The sequence below is a fragment of the Kitasatospora sp. NPDC048194 genome, from assembly GCF_043202455.1.
Classification (GTDB): domain Bacteria; phylum Actinomycetota; class Actinomycetes; order Streptomycetales; family Streptomycetaceae; genus Kitasatospora.
Genome location: NZ_JBIDAK010000039.1, coordinates 14,581 through 31,512, shown reverse-complemented (window position 1 = coordinate 31,512; position 16,932 = coordinate 14,581). Strand labels below are relative to the sequence as shown.

13 protein-coding genes are annotated in these 16,932 nt (G+C 74.1%); 8 read left to right on the top strand and 5 right to left on the bottom strand.

The features are described from left to right. Positions 1–5: 5 nt before the first annotated feature. On the top strand, positions 6–926 hold the full coding sequence (locus ACGF07_RS31340) for a glutaminase (protein WP_392904309.1): 921 nt from the start codon (positions 6–8) through the stop codon (positions 924–926). Between the two features lie 68 nt (positions 927–994). Here the strand turns inward: ACGF07_RS31340 and glmS are convergent, their stop codons facing one another. Together glmS and ACGF07_RS31330 are read right to left on the bottom strand one after the other, a co-directional pair. Next, positions 995–2,821 (bottom strand): glutamine--fructose-6-phosphate transaminase (isomerizing), encoded by a 1,827-nt coding sequence (gene glmS / locus ACGF07_RS31335; RefSeq protein WP_392904238.1) that lies wholly within the window; start codon positions 2,819–2,821, stop codon positions 995–997. A gap of 186 nt (positions 2,822–3,007) precedes the next feature. After that, complete coding sequence (locus ACGF07_RS31330) at positions 3,008–3,283, bottom strand: hypothetical protein (protein ID WP_350743641.1); 276 nt, start codon at positions 3,281–3,283, stop codon at positions 3,008–3,010. A gap of 316 nt (positions 3,284–3,599) precedes the next feature. On the opposite strand from ACGF07_RS31330, the gene ACGF07_RS31325 reads away from it, so the two are divergent. The 3 genes from ACGF07_RS31325 (at position 3,600) to ACGF07_RS31315 (ending at position 6,762) form a co-directional block, all read left to right on the top strand. After that, on the top strand, positions 3,600–4,709 hold the full coding sequence (locus ACGF07_RS31325) for a hypothetical protein (protein WP_392904236.1): 1,110 nt from the start codon (positions 3,600–3,602) through the stop codon (positions 4,707–4,709). A 74-nt stretch (positions 4,710–4,783) separates the two neighbouring features. Continuing rightward, positions 4,784–6,265, top strand: a complete 1,482-nt coding sequence (locus ACGF07_RS31320; RefSeq protein ID WP_392904233.1) for a pyridoxal phosphate-dependent decarboxylase family protein — start codon at positions 4,784–4,786, stop codon at positions 6,263–6,265. Between the two features lie 77 nt (positions 6,266–6,342). Next, positions 6,343–6,762 (top strand): hypothetical protein, encoded by a 420-nt coding sequence (locus tag ACGF07_RS31315; RefSeq protein WP_350743638.1) that lies wholly within the window; start codon positions 6,343–6,345, stop codon positions 6,760–6,762. A 78-nt stretch (positions 6,763–6,840) separates the two neighbouring features. On the opposite strand, the gene ACGF07_RS31310 is transcribed toward ACGF07_RS31315, so the two are convergent. Continuing rightward, the gene (locus ACGF07_RS31310) at positions 6,841–7,068 is read right to left on the bottom strand and encodes a hypothetical protein (RefSeq protein WP_392904231.1); all 228 of its coding nucleotides are present in this window, start codon (positions 7,066–7,068) and stop codon (positions 6,841–6,843) included. A 120-nt stretch (positions 7,069–7,188) separates the two neighbouring features. Continuing rightward, positions 7,189–11,109, bottom strand: coding sequence for an amino acid adenylation domain-containing protein (locus ACGF07_RS31305; RefSeq protein WP_392904229.1), 3,921 nt, complete (start codon positions 11,107–11,109; stop codon positions 7,189–7,191). Between the two features lie 223 nt (positions 11,110–11,332). Between ACGF07_RS31305 and ACGF07_RS31300 the strand changes: the two genes are divergently transcribed. From ACGF07_RS31300 to ACGF07_RS31285, 4 genes are all read left to right on the top strand, one after another. Next, positions 11,333–12,022, top strand: coding sequence for a GNAT family N-acetyltransferase (locus ACGF07_RS31300; RefSeq protein ID WP_350743635.1), 690 nt, complete (start codon positions 11,333–11,335; stop codon positions 12,020–12,022). A 260-nt stretch (positions 12,023–12,282) separates the two neighbouring features. Further along, positions 12,283–13,545, top strand: a complete 1,263-nt coding sequence (locus tag ACGF07_RS31295) for a MurT ligase domain-containing protein (RefSeq protein ID WP_350743634.1) — start codon at positions 12,283–12,285, stop codon at positions 13,543–13,545. Positions 13,546–13,591: 46 nt separating this feature from the next. Beyond that, positions 13,592–14,320 carry a glutamine amidotransferase gene (locus ACGF07_RS31290; protein WP_350743633.1) on the top strand — a complete coding sequence of 243 codons (729 nt, stop codon included), beginning with the start codon at positions 13,592–13,594 and terminating at the stop codon, positions 14,318–14,320. A 350-nt stretch (positions 14,321–14,670) separates the two neighbouring features. Further along, a complete protein-coding gene (locus ACGF07_RS31285) occupies positions 14,671–15,696 on the top strand; it encodes a 6-phosphofructokinase (RefSeq protein WP_350743632.1) in 1,026 nt (341 codons plus the stop codon). Positions 15,697–15,822: 126 nt separating this feature from the next. Here ACGF07_RS31285 and ACGF07_RS31280 read toward each other — a convergent pair whose 3' ends face one another. Continuing rightward, entirely contained in the window at positions 15,823–16,833 is a 1,011-nt protein-coding gene (locus tag ACGF07_RS31280; protein WP_392904226.1) for an alpha/beta hydrolase, read from the bottom strand. Positions 16,834–16,932 lie beyond the last annotated feature (99 nt).

Here is a 16,932-nt window from a genome sequence, read left to right as displayed (position 1 = left end):
AGATCCTGGACTGGCCGGTGCTGCTGGAGGCCGCCGAGGCGGCCGCCCGGGCGACCACCGGCCACGGCCGCGTCGCCGACTACATCCCGGCCCTCGCCACCGCGGACCCGGAGGCCTTCGGCATGGCCGTGGCCACCGTCGACGGCGAGTTGTACGGCGCCGGGGAGTGGGAGCGCCCGTTCTCCATCCAAAGCGTCTCCAAGCTGTTCTCGCTGGCCCTGGCCCTCGCCCACAGCGGCGACGGTGGCGAGGCCCTCTGGCGGGGCGTCGGCCGGGAGCCCTCCGGCAACCCCTTCAACTCCCTGGTGCAGCTGGAGACGGAGCACGGCATCCCGCGCAACCCGTTCATCAACGCGGGCGCCCTGGTGGTCACCGACCGCCTGCAGTCGTTGACCGGTGACGCCTCCGGCGCGGTACGGGAGTTCCTGCGCCGCGAGTCCGGCAACCAGCTGCTGGACACCGATCCGGTGATCGCCGCCTCGGAGGCCGAGCACGGCCACCGCAACGCCGCGCTGGCCCACTTCATCGCCAGCCACGGCAACCTGGAGAACCCGGTCGAGACCGTCCTCGACCACTACTACGCCCACTGCGCCGTCGCCGCGAGCTGCCGCGACCTGGTGCTGGCCGGCTCGTTCCTGGCCCGCTACGGCGTGCGCACCGACGGCACCCGGCTGATGTCGCGCAGCGAGACCAAGCGCGTCAACGCCGTCCTCCTCACCTGCGGCACGTACGACGCCGCCGGCGAGTTCGCCTTCCGGGTCGGTCTGCCCGGCAAGAGCGGCGTCGGCGGCGGCATCCTCGCCATACTCCCCGGCCGGGCCGCCGTCTGCGCCTGGGGCCCCCGGCTCGACCAGGCCGGCAACTCCGTCGCCGCCGTCACCGCGCTCGACACCCTCACCACCCTGTCGGGCTGCTCGGTGTTCTGACCGGCAACGCCCGGGCCCCGGTCGTCCGCACGGCGACCGGGGCCCGGGGGCCGATGGACGGCGGTGGGCTACTCCACCGTCACGCTCTTCGCCAGGTTGCGCGGCTTGTCCACGTCGCGCCCGAGGGCGACGGCCGCGTGGTAGGCCAGCAGCTGCAGCGGAATGTTGAGCAGCAGCGGGTCCAACTCCGGCTCGCTCTTGGGCACCAGGATGCAGTGGTCGGCGAGCCGCTCCTCAGGGCGGCGGTGGGCGACGGCGAGGACGCGGCCGTGCCGGGCCTTGATCTCACCGAGCGTGGTGAGGTTCTTGTTGAGCAGCTCGTCGTCCGGGACCAGTGCCACGGTGGGCAGTTCGGGGCTGATCAGGGCCAGCGGGCCGTGCTTGAGCTCGCTCGCCGGGTAGGCCTCGGCGTGGACGTAGGAGATTTCCTTGAGCTTCTGCGCGCCCTCGCGGGCCACCGGGTAGCCGCGGACCCGGCCGATGAACATCATGCCGGTGGAGTCGGCGTACCGGGCGGCCAGTTCGGCGATGGCGTCGCCCTGGGCGAGGATCTCGCGGATCTGGTCCGGCAGGGCCTGGAGGGCCGAGACGATCCGGCGGCCGTCGGCCGGCGAGAGGTCGTGGATGCGGCCGAAGTGCAGGGCCAGCAGGGCGAAGGCGACCACGGTGGAGGTGAACGCCTTGGTGGAGGCGACGGACACCTCGGGGCCGGCGTGCAGGTAGATGCCGCCGTCGCACTCGCGGGCGATGGCGCTGCCCACGGTGTTGACGACGCCGAGCACCCGGCCGCCCTTGCGCTTGATCTCCTGGACGGCGGCGAGCGTGTCGTAGGTCTCGCCGGACTGGCTGACGGCGACGTACAGGGTGTCCGCCTCGATCACCGGGTTGCGGTAGCGGAACTCCGAGGCCGGCTCGCTGTGCGCGGGGATCCGGGAGAGCTCCTCGATCAGCTGGGCGCCCATCTCGCCCGCGTAGTAGGCGGATCCGCAGCCGAGGATCTTCACCCGGCGGATCTCGCGCAGCTCCCTGGCGTCCAGGTTGAGGCCGCCGAGGTGGGCGGTGCTGAAGCGCTCGTCGAGCCGGCCGCTGAGGGTGCGCTCGACGGAGGTGGGCTGCTCGTTGATCTCCTTGAGCAGGAAGTGCTCGTAGCCGCCGGTGTCGTAGGAGTCGATCTCCCAGTCGACGGTGGACGGCTGACGGTGGGTGGTGCGGGCGTCGGCGGTGAAGGTGCGGAAGCCGTCGGCCCGGACGGTGGCCAGCTCGCCGTCCTCCAGGTGCACGACCTGGCGGGTGTAGCGGACCAGGGCGGAGACGTCGGAGGCGACGAACATCTCCTTCTCGCCGATGCCCAGCACGATCGGGCTGCCGTTGCGGGCGACCACGATGCGGTCCGGCTGGTCGGCGTCCAGCACGGCGATGCCGTAGGTGCCGACGACCCTGCCGAGGGCGGCGCGCACGGCGTCCTCCAGCTCGACACCCTCGGTGGCGTGGGCGGCGATCAGGTGGGAGAGCACCTCGGTGTCGGTCTCGGAGCGGAACTCGGCGCCGTCGGCGGTCAGCTTGGCGCGCAGCTCGTCGGCGTTCTCGATGATGCCGTTGTGGACGACGGCGATCCGCCCGGCGTCGTCCAGGTGCGGGTGGGCGTTGGCGTCGCTGGGGACGCCGTGGGTGGCCCAGCGGGTGTGGCCGATGCCGGTGGTGCCCTTGAACCGGGCCGGCACGGCGGCGGCGAGGTCGGCGACCCGGCCCTTGACCTTGCGGAGCTTGATCCCGCCGGTGCGTCCGGTGACGGCGACCCCGGCCGAGTCGTAGCCCCGGTACTCGAGCCGCGCCAGCCCCTCCAGCAGGAAGGGGGTCGCGTCCTTGGGGCCGATGTAGGCCACGATTCCGCACATGGGTGGGCTCCTCTGGGAAGGTCGGTGCTCGGAAGGGGTCTGGTGGTGCGCCGACCCGTCCCGCGGAGGTCGGGGACGGCCGGACGGGTCCGGTGGGCGGGTCGGGCCCGGGCGGGTCCGGTACGGGCACGTCGGGCCCGGGCGAGCTGCTACGGGCGCGTCGGGCCCGGGCGAGCCGGTACGGGCTCAGCCGTAGACGATCCGGCGCAGCTGGCGGGCCGACAGCTCCGGTGCCGCGACACGGCGGGCGCCCAGTTCCTCGGCGAGCCGGGCGAAGATCCGTTCGTTGGTCAGGCCGCGTGCCTGGAGCTCGCCGTGGCGGCGGCGGACGTACTCCTCCGTGCTCTCGGAGAAGTACGCCAGGACCTCCGCCACGACCCGCGCCGCCTCCCGGGGCCCGAGCGGGCTGGTCCGGGTGAGGTGGGCGAGGAGGTCTTCGTGAGGGTGGGGTGAGCTCGGCACGAGTGAGGACTCTAGGCCGCGTCGCCCGCCGAAGCCAAAGATCCTGCCCGAATTCGGGCAGGCTTTACGGCTTTCAGCTCAGGAACCCGGTCGGGCGGTGTGACGACCCTTCCGCGGGCCTCGGGAGTCCACCTGTACGCCCGGGCCCGGCACCCGTCCGGGTGATCATCGGGAACCGGCCCGGCCCGGCCGGACGTCGCACCATGCGGTAGCGTCGCCGACACCTCCCGAATGGCGGGCGAAAACGCGGATTCCCGCCCCCGTGCCGTCAGGATGGGAGCGAACCGTTCACCTCGATCCGCCGGGGGATCCCGTCATGCAGCCGCGAGTCTTCGCGATTCTCACCGCCGTGCTCCTGGGCGTCCTGGGCCTCGGCTCGGTGGCCGTCACCGACTGGTCGCCCGCGGCGGCCACCGCGGCCCCGGCCGTCACCGCGAGCGCCCCCGGCGCGCAGCCGGCCGCGGCGGGCGCCGCGAGTGCCACGCCCACCGGTGACCCCGCGGTGTGGACCCGCTCGACGCTGCGCAACAAGATGATGGCCGAGATGGAGGCCGCCGACCCCGGCGTCGCCCTCGCCGACCTCGACAAGATCACCAAGGAGAAGCCGTACACGGTGCGCTTCTGCCACCCGATCGCGCACGAGCTCGGCCACGCGGCGGTCAAGCGCTACAACGCCGACTTCCAGAAGGTCATCTCCTTCCCGCACGAGACCTGCGCGGCCGGCTACCTGCACGGCGCGGTCGAGGAGATGCTGAACGCCTCCACCCAGCCCGAGGTGGACCTGCTCAAGCTCTGCGCCCCCAAGAACACCGGCCCCTGCATCCACGGCGTCGGCCACGGCACGATGTTCGTCGCCAAGCAGGACGTCGCCAAGGCGCGCGACCTGTGCAACAAGTTCACCACCGACCAGAACCGGATCCGCTGCTCCGAGGGCCTGTTCATGCAGCTCTTCGGCCCGGACGAGGAGGACGAGCAGGCCAAGGCGAACCTGCCCGCCGACAAGCTCGCCCAGGACCCGCTGTACCCGTGCAAGGACCAGCCGGCCCTGTTCCAGTCCGCGTGCTTCTTCTACGCCCCGACCTTCTACCTGTCCTCGCACGACTACCCGAACCACCCCGAGGTCTACGCCCAGGCCCTCAAGTGGTGCCTCAACGGCAAGGACAGCGGCGGGGCGGTGGACTGCAGCCGCGGTGTCGGCTCGCGCACCATGAAGTACAACCTGGACCGCGAGGACTGGGCCGCGAAGCAGTGCGCCACGGCGGCCGACGGCTGGCAGCGCAAGGCCTGCGCGGAGGGGCTGGTCAGCTACTACACGGTCAACTACACCGACGGCGGCGCGGCCGGCCGGCTCTGCGCGAAGATCAGCGACAAGGAGATGCAGGGCTACTGCCGCTCCGCGAGCGGGCTGTCCGGTTCGCTGGACTGATCCCCCGGCACCAGGGCCCGCGCCGCACGGCGCGGGCCCTTTGCGTAGGATCACCCGACCACCGCCTGACCAGGGTGCGCCGAGGAAGCCGCGCCCGGCCCGGTCCCACCCCGGCCTCCCTGGAGCACGCCATCACCACCGAGGACTTCCGCAGCGCCGCCCACACCGCCGCCGACCTGGTCTCCGACCACCTCGCCGGGCTGCCCGCCCGGCCGGTCTGGCAACCGATGGACGAAGCCGCCCGACAGGCCCTGCTCGACGCCCCGCTGCCCGCCGAGGGCCGGCCGCTCGCCGCACTGCTGGACGCCATCGGGACGGACGTCCTCCCCCACCCCATGGGCAACGGCCACCCCCGGTTCTTCGGCTGGGTCAACTCCGCCCCCGCCCCCGCCGGGGTGCTGGCCACCCTCGCCGCCTCGGCGATGAACCCCAGCACGGCCGGCGGCGACCACGCCGACGTGCACCTGGAACGCGCCGTGGTCCGCTGGATCGCCGAACTCGTCGACTTCCCCCACCCGCCCGGCGGCGGCCTGCTCACCTCCGGCGCCTCGATGGCGACCATCGTCTGCCTCGCGGCCGCCCGCAACCGCGCCGCCCGGCTGGCCGGCCGGGACGTCCGCGAGGAGGGCCTGGCCGGGATGCCCCCGCTGGTCGGCTACGTCACCGGGGAGACCCACTCCTGCGTCCGCAAGGCCGCCGAGCTCCTCGGGCTCGGCAGCCGGCACCTGCGCACCGTCGCCACCGGCCCCGACGGCCGCCTGGACACCGCCGACCTGCGGGCCGCCGTCGAGCGGGACCGCGCCGCCGGACTGCTGCCCTTCCTGGTCGTCGCCTCGGCCGGCACCGTCGGCACCGGTGCGGTGGACGCCTTCGAGCCGATCGCCGACCTGTGCGAGGAGCAGCGGCTCTGGCTGCACGTGGACGGTGCGTACGGCGCCTTCGGCCGGCTCGACCCCGCCATCGCCCACCGCTACGCGGGCCTGGAGCGCGCCGACTCGCTCGCCCTCGACCCGCACAAGTGGCTGGGCGTCCCCGTCGACTGCGGCTGCGCGCTCGTCCGCGACACCGAGGAGCTGCGCGCCACCTTCAGCCTCGTCCCGTCCTACCTGCGCGACGAGTCGGCCGGGTCGCTCGGCTGGTTCTCCGAGTACGGCACCGAGCAGACCCGCCCGTTCCGCGCCCTCAAGGTCTGGGCCACCATCGCCCACCGCGGCCGTTCCGGTCTGGCCCGGGACATCACCCGGTGCACCGTGCTCGCCCGGCAGCTCGGTGAACTCGTGCGGGCGGACGACGAGTTGGAGCTGCTCGCCGAGGTGCAGACCTCGATCGTCGCGTTCCGCCACCGCGCCCCCGGCCTGGACACCGCCGCCCGCGACGCGCTCAACCGCGCGGTCGCGCCGGCCGTCCAGCGGCGCGGCCGGGTCTTCGTCACCGGCGCCCGGCTGGGCGACCACGAGATGCTCCGCGCCTGCCTGCTCAACGCCGCCACGACCGAGGACGACCTGCGCCTCCTCCTCGCCGAGGTGAAGGCCGCGGCCCGCGAGCTGATGTCGTAACACCTCCGCGGGGACCTTAACCACCAGGTCACGGCGGGGTCGTGGCCACGAAACACCGGCCGGGCACGCTGAAGGGCATGGATGACGTGAAGCCCTCCCTCCACCGTGCCCGCCGCTGGCGCCGCGACACCGTCGAGCTCGCCGCCGCCTTCCTCTCCGTCACCGCCGCCGACCTGATCGCGAAGGTCGTCCTCCACGGCTCCGACGGCCCGATCGTCCTCACCACCGCCGCCGTCGCGCTGCTCGCCGCCGCTCTCCTGCACGCCTGGTGGTCCCCGCACGCCCCTCCCCCGACCACCCTGTGGCGGGTGCGCACCACCGCCCTGGCGCACACCCCGACCACCCTCGCCGACCACCGGATCGCGCTGGTCTCGCTGCACCCCGCCACCGACGAGCTCTTCCTCCGCACTCCGCACACCGTCACCCCCGCCGCCCTCAGCACCCTCCTCACCGCCACCGGGCACACCCTCCGGGACACCCCGACCCGGATCGCCTGAGCCCCTGCGCGGGGGAGCAAGGGGCGGCGGCGGGGGCCCGAGGAGGGACCCCCGCCGCCGGACCGGCGGGCGCCGGTGTCAGCGGTTGGTCGACGGCTGGACGACGCAGACGGCGTTGCCCAGCAGGGCGCCGAAGCCGCCGAGCAGGGTGCCGGTCACCATCTTGCAGGCGGCGGCCTCCTCGGGCGTCTTGGGGCCGTTGCCGGTGCTGGTTCCGGCGGCCGCGGCGGACTGGGCCAGGGCGATCGGTGCGGCCAGCAGCAGGGCGCAACAGGCCGTGGCCAGCGTGGAGTTCCTGGAGAGCATGGAAGGGCCCCTTCGGGTCGAGGTGGGTCGGCGGACAGCCGAGCCATCCCTATCCGAAGGGGCTCCCCGTGGTCACGGACCCTGGGCCATCCGTGAGCGTGTCCCCGTCAGGTCAGGGCGTCACGGTGCCGCCCGCTCCACCGCCCGGATGGCGGCGGCCAGTTCGTGCACGCCGGGCTCCTTCAGCACGCCGTAGTGGTCCCCGGCCAGCTGGACCACGGCCGGCGGGGCGGCCGAGTAGCCGGTGCTGCCCTCGATGAACGAGTAGTCGTCGCCGGCCGCCTTGAGGATGGTCACCGGGGCGTCCAGCCGCCGTTCGGCGAGCTCGTGGAAGCCGTACTCGAACTCGTACGTCCCGGCGACGATCCGGGTGATCCGGCGGATCACCTCCTCGCCCAGCTCCGGCAGCATCCGGTGGACGAGGGCGACGAAGCCGTCCTCGTCGGCGACCTCGGCCAGGCACCGTTCCAGGTCCGGCCCGCTGACCGCCCCGGCGAACACCGAGAAGAGGATCGTCAGGTACCCGGGGTCGGCGTAGGAGGCCTCGCGTCCGCGGCGCCGCCCGCCGGACCGGCCGACCCGGGGGTTCCCGGGGCAGATCAGCACCAGGTGCTCGACCCGCCGGCCGGCCCGCTCCAGCTGCCAGGCGGCCTCGAAGGCGACCCGGGCGCCGAAGGAGTATCCCCAGAGGGTGTACGGGCCCTCCGGCTGCACCCGCCGCAGTTCCGCGACGTCCGCGGCGGCCGTCTCCCGGATGGTGGGGTACGGCGTCTCGCCCTCGTTGATGCCGTACGCCTGGACGCCGTAGAAGGTGCGGCCGTCGCCCGCCTCCCGGCCGAGCAGCCGCAGGTTCATCGGGTAGCCGCCCAGGCCGGGCCAGCAGAAGACGGGCCGCCCGGTGGATCCGCGGTGCAGCGGGACCAGCCGCGGAGCGGGCGCGTCGTCCGCGCGCCGGATGCGGGCCGCCAGGTCGCCCAGCCTCGGGGACTCGAACACGACCTGCAACGGCAGCGAGGTCCCGAACTCCCGGTTGATCCGGTTGACCAGGGCCACCGCGGTCAACGAGTCGCCGCCGACGGCGAAGAACTCGTCCGTCACCGAGACCTCCTGGCCCTCCCGGTAGCCGAGCGCCTTCCCCCACGCCTCCGCGAGCCACCGCTCGTGCACGGTGCCCGGCGCGACGTACTCGCCGCGCGCCCCGCCGGCGCGGACGGCCTCGGACGCGGCGAGGGCCTTGAGGTCGACCTTGCCGTTCGCGGTGAGCGGCAGGGCGTCCACCACCAGCACCCGGTTGGGCAGCATGTAGTCGGGCAGCAGCGCGGCGAGTTCGTCCTTGACGATCTCGGCGGGACCCTTCATGTGGACGGCGTCCTCGCGCATGCCCTCGCTGCGGATCTGCTCCTCGCTCACCCTTCCGCCGAGGAAGAAGTACGACGCGCCGGGTGCGATGCCGACGGCGCCGAGGATCTCGTCGATCCGGCGCGCAGCGGGCAGCGGATGGCCGGATCTGGAGCTGTAGCCCGAGGACATCAGGCCGAGGCCCAGGCCGTTGCGCTGCAGGTGGTGCAGCTTGGTGCCGAGCGTGATGTACTCCAGCCACTCCTGCCGGGAGCGGCTGACGGCGGTGATGCCGAACGCGGCCCGGGCGTACACCGCCTGGTTGATCGCGATCACGTGCCTGGACTCCACCACCTCGGCCGAGACCGGTGTCAACCCGCCCTGCTCGTACCGGTAGAGGCCGCCCGGCAGGCCCTCCACCCGGTCCCCGTGGGCCTGGACGTACAGCTCGGTGTCCTCCTCGGCGGGCCGGCCGCCGTTGCGGACGACGGAGAAGCTGCCGAGGTAGTGGTCCTCCTCGGCGACGTCGAGCCGCGGCTTGACGGCCGGGTCGTGGCCGAGCGGGCGGACGTCCAGCCCGTACCGGGGCAGCACCTCCTCGAGGACGCCGAGCATGTGCCCGGTCTCGAACTCCAGCACCTCACGGATGTTGTTCCGGTACACCGGGGCGATGGCACCGTGCTTGCCGGAGAAGTGCAGCGTCAGGTACGGCTCCCGCGCCGGCGGCGCGTCCCCGATCCGGACCAGGCCGTGCTCGACCGGGTGGTGGTAGTACAGCCCGGCGGCCAGCCCGTCCAGGCCGCCGGTCTCCAGGTACAGCTGGGTCGCGTACAGCGCGCCGGGCGAGGCGTACGCGTACTTGGGCAGCAGCCGCCGGTCGCTGTGGAACTGGCCGAACCAGCGCAGCACGCGGCCGAGTTCGGGAAGGCTCAGCAGGCCGAGGTCGCGGCCGAAGGTCCCGGCCGGGCGCGGGGCCAGCAGCGCGGTGAGGTCGTCCCGGGTCACCGGGCCGCCGTCGTAGAAGCGGTAGGTCTTGCGGGCGAAGGCCGCGCGGCGCTGGGCCTGGCTCTCCCGCCGGCCGGGCAGTGCGAGCTTCTCGCGCCCGGCCAGCCGGGCGGGTTCGCGCACACCCGGGTCCGACAGCTGCGCCCTGACCTGCAACCGGCTGGCCTTGGACCGGTGGTGGCCGCCGTGGCTGCCCTGGTCCATCAGCGCGGCTTCGCGCGGATCGAGCTCGATGCAGGCGACCAGGTCCCGGTGGCCGGTGCGTTCGTCGTCGGAGACCACGGCGGCCGCCCGGCGCACCCAGCCGTGCTCCTCGATCGCGCGGGCGATCTCGTCCAACTCGATCCGGTAGCCGCGCAGTTTGACCTGGTTGTCGGCCCGACCGACGAACTGGATGGTGCCGTCCGGATTCCAGTGCGCCAGGTCGCCGGTGCGGTACAGCCGCTCGGCCGGCGCGAACGGGGAGGGGACGAAACGCTCGGCGGTCAGCTCGGGCCGGTGCAGGTAGCCGCGGGCCAGCTGCACCCCGCCGATGTACAGCTCGCCGACCTCCCCGAGGGCGACCGGGGCCGACCGCCCGTCCAGGATGTAGCACTGGGTGTTGTCGACCGGCCGGCCGATCGGCACCGTGCCGGCGCCGTCCGCCGGCGCGGCCGGGTCGACCACGTGGGCGGTGGCGTTGATGGTGCACTCGGTCGGCCCGTACAGGTTGACCAGCGACGCCCCGGGCAGGGCCGCGCCGAGGTCGCGGGCCAGCCGCAGCGAGAGCGCCTCACCGCCGGAGAAAAGACCGGTCAGGCCGGTGCAGTCGGTGAAGCCCTCGGTGTCCAGGAGGGCCTGCAGCAGGGTGGGCACCGCCTGCAGGGCGGTCACGCCGTACCGGCGGACGGCCGCGACCAGCGCCTCCGGATCCCGGTACAGGCCGGGCGTGCCGGCCACCACCCGGGCGCCGACGGCCGGGGCGAGGATCTCCCACTGGGCGGCGTCGAAGCTCATCGGCGTCTTCTGCAGCACGGTGACCGCCGGGCCCAGGTGCCCATCGTTGTGCAGCCAGCGCAGTTGGGAGACCACCGCGCGGTGCTCGATCTGCACGCCCTTGGGGCGGCCGGTGCTGCCCGAGGTGTAGATGACGTAGGCCAGGGAGTCCGGCTCCGGGCCGGCGTCGCGCTCCTCGCCCTGCGTGCGCGCGGGCGTCGCCGGCGCGTCCCCGAAGGTGACGAGCTCGGTGCCGGGCGGGACCAGCGCGGCGAGCCGCTCGCGCAGGTGCCGCTGGGTGAGGACGATCCGGGTGCCGCTGTCCTCGACCATGTGGCGGAGCCGGTCCTGCGGGTACTCGGGCGAGAGCGGCAGGTAGCCGGCCCCGGCGTACAGGACGCCCCAGACCCCGACGACCAGGTCGACGGAGGGGTCGAGGTACAGACCGACGCAGCCGTCCGCCCCGGCGCCGAGCGCGCGGAGCCTCGCGGCCGTCCGACGGGCCTGCTCGGAGAGCTCGCGGAAGGAGAGGTGGGGCAGGGAGCGGTCGGGCGAGGAGCGCTCGCCGAGGGAGAGGTCGCGCCCCTCGCCGACCACCGCGGCGGCGGTGGGGCGGGTTCGCACCTGCCGGTCGAGCAGGTCCGTGAGCGCGGTGCCGGCGGGGGCCCGGCGGGCGTGCGGGACGGAGACGGAGGCGGACCGGGTGGGGTGGGCGTTGTGCATGGGAGGAGCCTTCGGTGCGTGGACGTGCGGACCCCGGCGGCCTGGTCGCCAGGAGCGCCGGGTACGGACTCCACCGTCGGCCGCCCGTCGTCCCGGCCGCATGAGGCCGCGGTCCGGATCCCGGCCGGGCTCGTCCCGGTCGCGGGGACGCCCTGGCGGCGGGCATTCGTGCGTTCACGATCACGTAACCGGCCGGAAGCGCGCCCTCGATAGCGTCGGTCCCATGACGGCATCACGCACTCGCCCCGAACGGCTCTGGCACCGGCCCTTCCGCAGGTGCGTCGCGGCGCCCGCCGGCCAGACCGCCCGACCGCCCGCGCCCGGCGGCGGTCAGCACCGGCCGGCCCGCTCGCATCCGGCTCCGTCCCGCCCGGACACCCGGGGCGCGGAGGCGGTGTCCCGGCTGTCCCTGCCGGACGGGACCGAGCTGCTGCTGCGCCCCGCCGGGCCGGCCGACAAGGCCGCGGCGCTGGCGATGCACGGCCGCTGCTCCCCCGCCGCGCTGCGGCTGCGCTACCACGGTCCGGTCCGCGACGCCGACCGCTACCTGGACCACCTGCTGGACGCCCGGCACGGCCGCAGCCTGGCGGTGAGCGCCCCCGACGGGCGGCTGCTCGCCCTGGGGCACCTGATGTGGGACGACGGCGAGGCGGAGCTCGCCGTGCTGGTCGAGGACGCCTGGCAGCGGCACGGACTGGGGGTGGCACTGCTGCGGCGGCTGACCGCGCTGGCCCGGGCGGCCGGGATCGGGACGGTGTACGCGGTGACCCACGCCGCCAACTCCGGGCTGATCGCCGCGATGCGCCGCCTCCCGGCGCCGCTGGACTTCCGCGCCGAGGACGGCACCCTGGTGATCACCGCCACGCTTGCCGCCGGGACCGCCCCCGCACCGGCCCTCGCTCCGGGCTGCTGATCATTTCTTCACCACATCCTTACCGGACGTCCCGGGAACCCGGAGACCGCCGGGGAGCGTCTCCCGGGAAACGGGGGCCGCTCCGTACACCGCCCTTGTTGACGGCATGTCAGGCCGGCCCGCGGTCGCGTCGCGCCAGGCGGCGCGGGGTCCGGATCGTCCGGTCGGGCGACGGAGTCGGTAGGCTGACCCCGTCCCCGCCGCCCGACGGCCCGTTATCCGGCCACGGGCGGTGCCGCAGCAAGGAGGAACCACTGAGCATGGCAGGCACCGAATCGGAGCCCACAGGCGCACGCGACGCCTCGCTGCCGGCCCGCGCCAAGATCGCGGTCACGGCCGGCCGGGTCGCCGCCGCCGTGTCGCGCAAGGCCGGACGCGGAAGCGGCTCGGTGATCGGCGGCAAGGTCGCCCTCAGGCTCGACCCCGATCTGCTCGCCACCCTCGCCGACCACCTCGACGTCGTCCTGGTCAGCGCGACCAACGGCAAGACCACCACCACCCGCCTGATCGCCGAGGCGCTGCGCGCCGCCGGCCCGGTGGTCTCCAACGCCCTGGGCGCCAACATGCCGGCCGGCATCACCTCCGCCCTGGCCGGCGGCAGCGACGCCCGCTTCGGCGTCATCGAGGTCGACGAGAAGTACCTGGCGACGGTCGCCCGCGACACCCGCCCCAAGGCGATCGCCCTGCTCAACCTCTCCCGCGACCAGCTCGACCGCGCCGCCGAGACCCGCATGATGGCGGAGAAGTGGCGCGAGGGCCTCCAGGACACCGAGGCCGTGGTCATCGCCAACGCCGACGACCCGCTGGTGACCTGGGCCGCCTCCTCCTGCAAGAAGGTGGTCTGGGTGGCGGCCGGACAGGCCTGGAAGGAGGACGCCTGGTCCTGCCCCGCGTGCGGCGGTGTGATGCAGCGCCCCGGCGACGACTGGTTCTGCCAGGACTGCGGCTTCCGGCGCCCCAACCCGCACTGGGCGCTCCAGGGCACCCACGTGATCGACCCGCAGCGCGGCGCCTGGCCGATCCAGCTGCAGCTGCCCGGCCGCGCCAACCTGGCCAACGCCACCAGCTCGGCCGCCGTCGCCGCCGTGTTCGGCGTCGCCCCGCAGGTGGCCCTGGAGCGGATGCGCTCGGTGACCGCCGTGGCCGGCCGCTACGACGTGGTGCAGTACCAGGGCCGGGACATAAGGCTGCTGCTGGCGAAGAACCCGGCCGGCTGGCTGGAGACCTTCTCGCTGATCGACGGCCCGCCGGCCCCGGTGATCCTCTCCGTCAACGCCCTCGACGCCGACGGCACCGACACCTCCTGGCTGTGGGACGTCGACTACGAGCGCCTGGCCGGCCACCCGATCTTCGTGATGGGCCAGCGCAAGCTGGACCTGGCCGTCCGTCTGGAGGTCGCCGGGCTGCAGTTCCACGTGGTGGACACCCTGGAGCAGGCCGTCCGGATGGCCCCGCCCGGCCGGATCGAGGCGATCGCCAACTACACCGCCTTCCAGCAGCTGCGGAAGGTCGTGGCCGGCTGATGCCGCGCCCGCACACCAGTCTTTTCGTGACGGAAGGCCTTCGAGGATGAGTGAGAGCAGCCTGCGCGTGGTCTGGGTCTACCCGGACCTGCTCAGCACCTACGGCGACCGGGGCAACGCCCTGGTCGTGGAGCGCCGGGCCCGCCAGCGCCATCTCAACGTGACCCGGATCGACGTCCGCTCCGACCAGGCGATCCCCACCAGCGGGGACATCTACCTGATCGGCGGCGGCGAGGACCGCCCCCAGCGCCTGGCCGCCGAGCGGCTGCGCGCCGACAGCGGCCTGGTGCGGGCCGCCGAGAACGGCGCGATCATCTTCGGCGTCTGCGCCGGCTTCCAGATCATGGGCCGCGAGTTCATCAACGACCTCGGCGAGCGCGAGCCGGGCCTCGGCCTGCTCGACGTCTGGACCACGCGCGGCGACGGCGCCCGCTGCGTCGGCGACGTGCTGGCCGACGTGGACCCGCGGCTCGGCCTGCCGCAGCTGACCGGGTTCGAGAACCACCAGGGCATCACCCACCTCGGCCAGGGCGTCCAGCCGTTCGCGACCGTCAGCGTCGGCCGGGGCAACGGCACCGGTGACGGCACCGAGGGCGCCTGGCGGGACACCGTCTTCGGCACCTACCTGCACGGCCCGGTGCTGGCCCGCAACCCCGCCGTGGCCGACATGCTGATCAAGCTGGCGCTGGACGTCAACGCCCTGCCGCCGGCCGACACCACCTGGTACGACGCGCTGCGCGCCGAGCGCATCGCCGCCACGACGCGCCCCGCCTAGGACGTCCGTACGCCCCGCCCGGGTGCCCGCGATGCGGTCACCCGGCCCGCGGGCGGCCCCGGACGTACGACAATGGGGCTGCCGGCTGCACACCCTCCTCGGCAGCAGGCTGCAATTCCGCGCGGGGGCGCCGAAGGCGCCGCTCCCGCGTCGGCTCCTGCCCGGCCGGACCAGGGGCCGTATGCTCGACTGCACGGCCGTTTTCGGACGTTCTGTCCGGATCGGCCGGTCCGACATCCCACGGCCACCTCCCCGCCACCTCGGCGTGGGTGCGCCTCGGTACGGTGTCGGCTCGTCGCCCAGCCTGTAGTCCGGCCGTTCCTCGGTTCTGCTCGGGAGTTGCAAAGCTAATGCGTATCGGAGTGCTGACCAGCGGCGGTGACTGCCCCGGCCTGAACGCGGTGATCCGTTCCGTGGTCCACCGGGGGGTGGTCGACCACGGCGACGAGATCATCGGGTTCGAGGACGGCTGGCGCGGTTTCCTGGAGGGCCACCACCGCCCCCTGACCCTGGACTCGGTGAGCGGCATCCTGGCCCAGGGCGGCACCATCCTCGGTTCCTCCCGGGTGCAGCCGAGCCACCTGCGCGACGGCGTCGAACGGGCCAAGCGGTACTGCTCCGACCTCGGCCTGGACGCGGTGATCCCGATCGGCGGCGAGGGCACCCTGAAGGCCGCCAAGCTGATGAGCGACGCGGGCCTGCCGATCGTCGGCGTGCCGAAGACCATCGACAACGACATCGCCGCCACCGACGTGACCTTCGGCTTCGACACCGCCGTCTCGGTCGCCACCGAGGCCCTGGACCGCCTGAAGACCACCGCCGAGTCCCACCAGCGGGTCATGGTCGTCGAGGTCATGGGCCGGCACACCGGCTGGATCGCGCTGAACGCGGGCATGGCGGCCGGCGCGCACGCCATCGTCGTCCCGGAGCGCCCGTTCCACATCGAGAAGCTCACCGCCGTCGTCCGCGAACGCTTCGACCGCCAGAAGAAGTTCGCCATCGTGGTCTGCGCCGAGGGTGCCAAGCCCGAGCCCGGCACCATGCACTGGGAGGAGGGCACCAAGGACATCTACGGCCACGAGCGCTTCACCGGCATCGCCACCCAGCTCTCCCGCGAGCTGGAACACCGCCTCGGCAAGGAGGCCCGTCCGGTGATCCTCGGCCACACCCAGCGCGGCGGCACCCCGACCGCCTACGACCGGGTGCTGGCCACCCGCTTCGGCTGGCACGCCGTCGAGGCCGTGCACAAGGGCGCCTTCGGGCACATCACCGCGCTGCAGGGCACCGACATCAACCTGGTGCCGCTGGCCGAGGCGGTCGCCGAGCTGAAGACCGTCCCGCAGGAGCGTTACGTGGAGGCCGAGACGGTCATCTGACCGTCCGCGCACCGCACTTGGGCCCCTGGACCGCTCCGCCGGTCCGGGGGCCCGGGTGCGTCCGGCGCGGCGTCGGCCCGGCGCCCCCTCTCCGAGCGGGTCACCGACCCGGCTCACCGACCCGGCTCACCGACCCGCGAGGACCCGGCGCAGCCAGCGGGTGCGGGCATCGCGGGCGTCGCGGCTGAGCGCCGCACCGGGGGCGACCGTGTCGAAGCCGTGGAACGCGCCGGGCCAGACGTGCAGTTCGGCGTCGCCGCCCGCCCGCCAGAGGGCGTCGGCGTAGCCGACGGCTTCGTCGCGGAAGGTCTCGGCCGATCCGACCTCGATGTAGGCCGGAGGCAGCTCCGTCAGGTCGGTGGCCCGGGCGGGGGCCGCGTACGGCGGCAGGTCCGGGGCCCCGCACCGGTCGCCGAGCAGGGCCCGCCAGGCCGTCGCGTTGGAGGTGCGGTCCCAGGTGTCGTGGCCGGCCAACTGGTGGGCGGAGAAGGTGTCGTTGCGGTCGTCGAGCATCGGGCTCAGCAGCAGCTGCCCGATCGGCACCGGGCCTCCGCGGTCACGGGTCAGCAGCGCGAGCGCCGCGGCGAGCCCGCCGCCCGCGCTCTTGCCGCCGATCACGGTCCGTCCGGCGTCCAGGCCCAGCCGGTCGGCGTGCTCGGCCACCCACAGCAGCCCGGCGTAGCAGTCCTCCACCGCCGCCGGGTAGGGCGCGCCCGGGGCGAGCCGGTACTCGACGGAGACGACGGCCAGCCGCAGCGGCTCGGCCGTCTCCCGCAGCAGCCGGGGCAGCACCGACCACGCGTTGCCCGAGACCATCCCGCCGCCGTGCAGGTAGTAGAGGACGGGCAGCGGCCCCCGGGGCCCGGCGGGCCTCGCGCTGACCAGCCGTACCGGCGGGGTCGATCCGGTGGCCGGCGTGAGCAGTTCGCACACCTCGAAGCGTCCGCCGTCCCGCAGTTCCTCGACCCCGGGCCGGGGGCGCGTCCGGGCGTCCCGTGCCTGCCACGCCGGGAGGTCCTCGGGGGTGAGGGGCGCCCCGGCCCGGTCGGTGAGGGCCGCGAGCGCGCCGGCCAGCTCCCGGTCCACCGGCGGCGGTGGCGCACCCGTTCCAGCCCCGGCCCCGGAACCACCGCGCATGACGTCTCCCCCCGCGCCGTGGGGTGCCCGGCGGCACCCCGACCGGCCCCAGCTTGCCAGCCGCTGCCGAGGGCGGGGCGTTCGGCCCCGCGCTCGGAG